Origin of the sequence: Desulfamplus magnetovallimortis (assembly GCF_900170035.1) — a bacterium.
Classification (GTDB): Bacteria; Desulfobacterota; Desulfobacteria; order Desulfobacterales; family Desulfobacteraceae; genus Desulfamplus; species Desulfamplus magnetovallimortis.
The window spans coordinates 5836-10384 of the sequence record NZ_LT828573.1; the positions used below are offsets into that span (position 1 = coordinate 5836).

Annotated in this window: 5 protein-coding genes; 1 reads left to right on the forward strand and 4 read right to left on the reverse strand. The window is 35.5% G+C overall.

The genetic code is table 11. The features are described 5' to 3' along the window. Nucleotides 1-91: 91 nt before the first annotated feature. From MTBBW1_RS26560 to MTBBW1_RS26575, 4 genes are all read right to left on the reverse strand, one after another. Nucleotides 92-1156, reverse strand: a complete 1065-nt coding sequence (locus MTBBW1_RS26560) for a radical SAM/SPASM domain-containing protein (RefSeq protein WP_186441736.1) — start codon at nucleotides 1154-1156, stop codon at nucleotides 92-94. 109 nt (nucleotides 1157-1265) lie between these two features. Beyond that, complete coding sequence (locus MTBBW1_RS26565; RefSeq protein ID WP_080809849.1) at nucleotides 1266-2048, reverse strand: hypothetical protein; 783 nt, start codon at nucleotides 2046-2048, stop codon at nucleotides 1266-1268. Between the two features lie 40 nt (nucleotides 2049-2088). After that, entirely contained in the window at nucleotides 2089-3129 is a 1041-nt protein-coding gene (locus tag MTBBW1_RS26570; protein ID WP_080809852.1) for a sulfotransferase family 2 domain-containing protein, read from the reverse strand. Between the two features lie 13 nt (nucleotides 3130-3142). Next, nucleotides 3143-3769 carry an SGNH/GDSL hydrolase family protein gene (locus MTBBW1_RS26575; RefSeq protein WP_186441737.1) on the reverse strand — a complete coding sequence of 209 codons (627 nt, stop codon included), beginning with the start codon at nucleotides 3767-3769 and terminating at the stop codon, nucleotides 3143-3145. A gap of 30 nt (nucleotides 3770-3799) precedes the next feature. Here MTBBW1_RS26575 and MTBBW1_RS26580 point away from each other — a divergent pair, with 30 nt between their 5' ends. Continuing rightward, entirely contained in the window at nucleotides 3800-4492 is a 693-nt protein-coding gene (locus tag MTBBW1_RS26580) for a transposase (protein WP_186441738.1), read from the forward strand. Nucleotides 4493-4549: the final 57 nt, after the last annotated feature.

Consider the following 4549-nt stretch of genomic DNA (forward strand, 5'->3'; position numbering starts at 1 on the left):
CGTATGCCCCCGGGCCCCTCTCCATGACTGGAGAGGGGGGAATAGTGCTGACTTTTATGCTTCGTTGCGGCAGATGATTCTGCCATGGATGTTATATGAAGTTGATATGACGTGCATCTGTTTTGACCGCATAGTTGATAAATTCATTTTTCCCCTGAAACATACATGGAATTTGACAATATTTACGGGGATCGTGGTATTTAAAAAATTGCTCTTTCTCTTCACTTTCCCATAATGCTTCAAATGCCTGATCCTTGATGGAGCCAATGCGGCCAAGTTTGTTATAGGCCAGCATACAGCAGGTGTAAACAGTTTCATCTGCACCAATGTAGGGAACAAATTCCTTCATGGGGCAGTAGGGATAGTTCTGTGTACCTTGAAACAGATCACTGATACGGTCATTGAATAGATTGAAAACCTTGTAGGTTTTATCTTCAAAATCCTGCTTTGCCTGTGATGCCATATCCTTTGCCTGCTCTAAGAATCCCTTGAAGTAATCCATGCCAAAGGAAGTGAAAGCAGCAGAAATGCGAAAGTTGTCTGCTCCCAGCTCTTTAAAATAACGACATGCATCATAAATTTCACGGTGGTTTTCTGCGTTAACAACAAATCCTACTCCCAGAATAGTTCCTTTTTTTATGCGGGCAAGTTTTTCAATGTTTTTACTGACACGGGAATGTATATCTCCCTTTACCCTGCGGATTAGGGAATATGTTTTTTTGTGGCAGGCATCCATACTTATACGTACCCATGAAACATCGGCAAGTAAATGAATCATATCATCGGTAAGTGCCTGGCCATTGGAGACCAAGGCAAGGTCAAGTCCGTTTTCAAGTGTTTTTTGAAATGCCTTTAAGATAGCCGGATGAACAAGGGGTTCGCCGCCGCCTGTGAATTGAATAGCCTTTACTCCAAGAGTTTTACAGGAATCAATGATTTCAATAAGTTTTGCTTCGGGTATTTCATCCTTTGCATTAAAATTTGCAGCACTTGGGTAATCGGGCAGGCGGTAGGCACAGAAGACACAGTTTTGGTTACATCTGTTGGTGGGAATGAGATGAATCTGAACAGGAGTAATCTGCTCTCCTTGCTGAAGTTGTTTCAGTTTGTCAAAATGGTGTACTACTTTAAAGGGGCTGTATTCATCTTTAATCATAAGCATATGGCCTTGATTTTACTAAAATTCCTATTTTGGGAATAATTTCATCCATTTGATTATTGTGATAAAACGTGATCTATAAAATAGATATAGTGTCATTTAATAATTAAAATTCATGATAAATTAGTAGATTGGTAAATGACTTAATAAATATTTGTGCCATGCTATACATATATATAGATCTGTTTTTTGAGAGCATACCAGCAAGACGAATAAGATCATTGTAATAAGATTTATTATATTCGGACATTAAGATAATAATAATGTCATATGTTTGTTCTAATATTTTTTTGTCTAATGTATCTTTGTCATTATCAAAGTCAAATATAGTACCCTGTTTCTTTAGACGATAAATGGTATTAAATTTTGCTGGATCGATGCAATGAATATCATTGGGAGTTAATATATCTATTTTATTACCTTCGAACTTTATTTGGTGAAAAATTGAATCTAATAGTATTGGTGGGGCACAATTTAAAATTAAAATGCTTTTATCTTTTATTTCATTTAAAACAACAAAATTGTTATCTTTCCATGTTAAATTGTCTTGAGAAATTTTATTTTGGGCATTAATATTTTGTCTAAGATTAAAAAGTGCCTCACATAGTTTAAATTCTTTTAATGAGAGGCAGGATTCTATCCAGTGGAATGATGTCGCTTTTTCACCAATGAGATAGAGTATATTTGCTTTTAAAATAGCAATACGTAACCGTTGATTAAGAGAAGAATGAAGATCATTAAATGCCATTAAAAGGTGCAGACATTTTTGCAATTCTCCCTGTTTTTTGGCAATTTCAAAAGCCTGGTTTATGACGTTGAAGGATATAATATCAATTTTTTGAGCTTTTTTAAGATATTTTGAAGCATTAGTGTCGTCTTGAATTGCCATGTATGCCTTGCTAAGTGTCACAAGACAATTTGTTCTATATCTATTTAGGACAGTACATAATGAAATATTTTTTGAAAAAAAATGTATCACAAAATGCAAGTTCTTTTAGAAGAATGGAGATACTTTTTTCTGGTTTTGATTTGATATAATAATCAGCAAGTGGTATGGCAAAAGCGTTGTTGAATTTCGTATTGCCTTCGATTAAAGCAGTTTCATATTCTTTGAAAAGATTAAAATGGGCAAATGCTACAACAAGGCAATTCAGATATCCCTCGTGTTTCGATGATTTGTATTGTTGTTTTAAATATGGAATTACTTTATCTTTTGAGTTGTTTTGATAGCCCAAAATAGCCTGATAATGAGAATCATCCATTTTAGGTCTTTGTATTATCTGTGAAATATTTGATTTTGCTTTTATAGCAGAGGTATTTGAAGAAAATATTTTTTTATATGTTTCGTTAAAATATTGAGCTGCGTCTTCGTAAAATAAAATATCTTTAATATTTAATTCATAAAATTTTTCTTTAAGGCAGTGATCAAATTTTATGGGCTGTTGAAAGCTTACATTAGAAGGTTTTCGGGATAGGGGGAATACACCTGCAATTTTTTCAAAAACAGTTAAAGAGTCATTGTATTGCTCCTGTAATCCAAAACAGGTATATTGTCTGAGTTTTGTTATTCCCTCTTTCACTGACCTGACACCAAGATAATATAGTAAAATATTGTTTTGATAATTACATAGATAAGATTCAATTTGATTGTTAGACATAAATCCCTGTGCATTCATTTTATAATATGAGATGAACAATTCAAAAGGGTGGCGTAGAATAGTAATTGTTTTCAGTTTGATATCTTTTGGGAATATGTGATTGATGCCTGTGCAAAAATGACCTGCAATGCAGTGATTACCTGTAAGTATTTTTTTATTATCAAGTTTGGATATATTTCTATGATAACGAATTTCGTGAAAATTGTCGCCGAATATGGATCTCAAACTCTTTTTAAGTGATGAACCACCGCATTTTGGAATGTGATTAAAAATTAGTATTGATGTAGCAGGCGAGGCAGTAAAAGTTTCCATGATGGTATGCCTTTTATTCTTTTAGGATTTTAGCTATAATTGGAGTGAGTCGTTTAGCAATGGTATGGTGTCCCACTGTATTTGGATGTACAAAGTCATGAAACTGTTCACTCTCATCCCCGGACAGGATTTTTAGTCCATCGACATAATAACATGCCGGATATATTTTATTGACTTGATTAAAGGCATTCAACGCATCTTGACGTCTTTGAGGCATTATAGTTATTTTTTTGTCAAGAAAAGATGGTCTGGCTTCATTTTGGTCACCAAGTGCCGAGATGATCACTATTTTTCTGTTAATATCTATCTCTTTGATAGCGGTCACCATGCGAATAATATTGTCTGTAACAGGTGATGATGCCTGCCTGGAGTGTTTTAAAATATAAATGTCAGAATTGATATTTTTTATTATATCGATAGTCTTGCTTGTTCCCTGTGCCTTTCCACCAAATCCAAAGTTATATATATCACAGTTAAGATTCCTGCTTATTATTGCTGGATATGTCAAGGCAGGCCTACATGCTGCTGCACCATGTGTAATGGATGTGCCGTAAAAAAGAATAGTTTTACAATACCTTCGCCAAATTTCGATTGTTTTTTGGAAAAAATGGCCATCTTTGATAGAATAGTGTTTTTCCAAAACATGAACCCTTTCAAAGAGGTGGCCATTATGAAGATTAATACCTTATTGTCAGTAGTCGAGCCAGTCTTAAATCGAGCTTTGTTGAATCAATTGATAGTGATAACAGAAGCCCTTCTCAGTATGCAGGGTAGAGTCACGATGCAGGGTATAAGTCGTTGGGCTACCAAAGGTGGCAGTTATCGTACGATTCAGCGCTTTTTCCATAGTGTAATTCCCTGGTGCACTCTCCGATGGACATTGATTCGACATCATTTGCTTGATTGTAATGAGGTCATTCTGCTGGCAGGCGATGAAACGACGGTGACAAAATCAGGAAAAAAGACACATGGACTTGGGCGCTTCTTTTCATCGATTTACAATAAATGTGTTCCGGGCCTGGGCTTTTTCAGTATTTCACTGATCAGTGTCAAACATCAAAAAGCATATCCCGTTCTCATGAAGCAATTGGATCCTGCCATGAGCAGAAGAGTCACGCCTGAGAAGCCGAAAAGCAAAAAGAAGCTTCCTCCCGGTCGTCCAAAAGGCAGCAAAAACAAAAATCGTCGAGATATTGAAATGACACTCTATCTCTTGTTCCTCCAGGAGCATATCAAAAAAGTTCTGCAATTGATTGGGGGAGCCATCACGCTAGGCTGTAGAACTTCACTTTATCTGATTTCTATTGTATCTTTGCACTTCGTGCCCATTGATTTTTTGAAAAAATATGGCATACTCCTCTAAAAACACAAAAATATAGTGAGGAGAAATTTCCATGAACTGTCATGAGCGTAAGGCTTT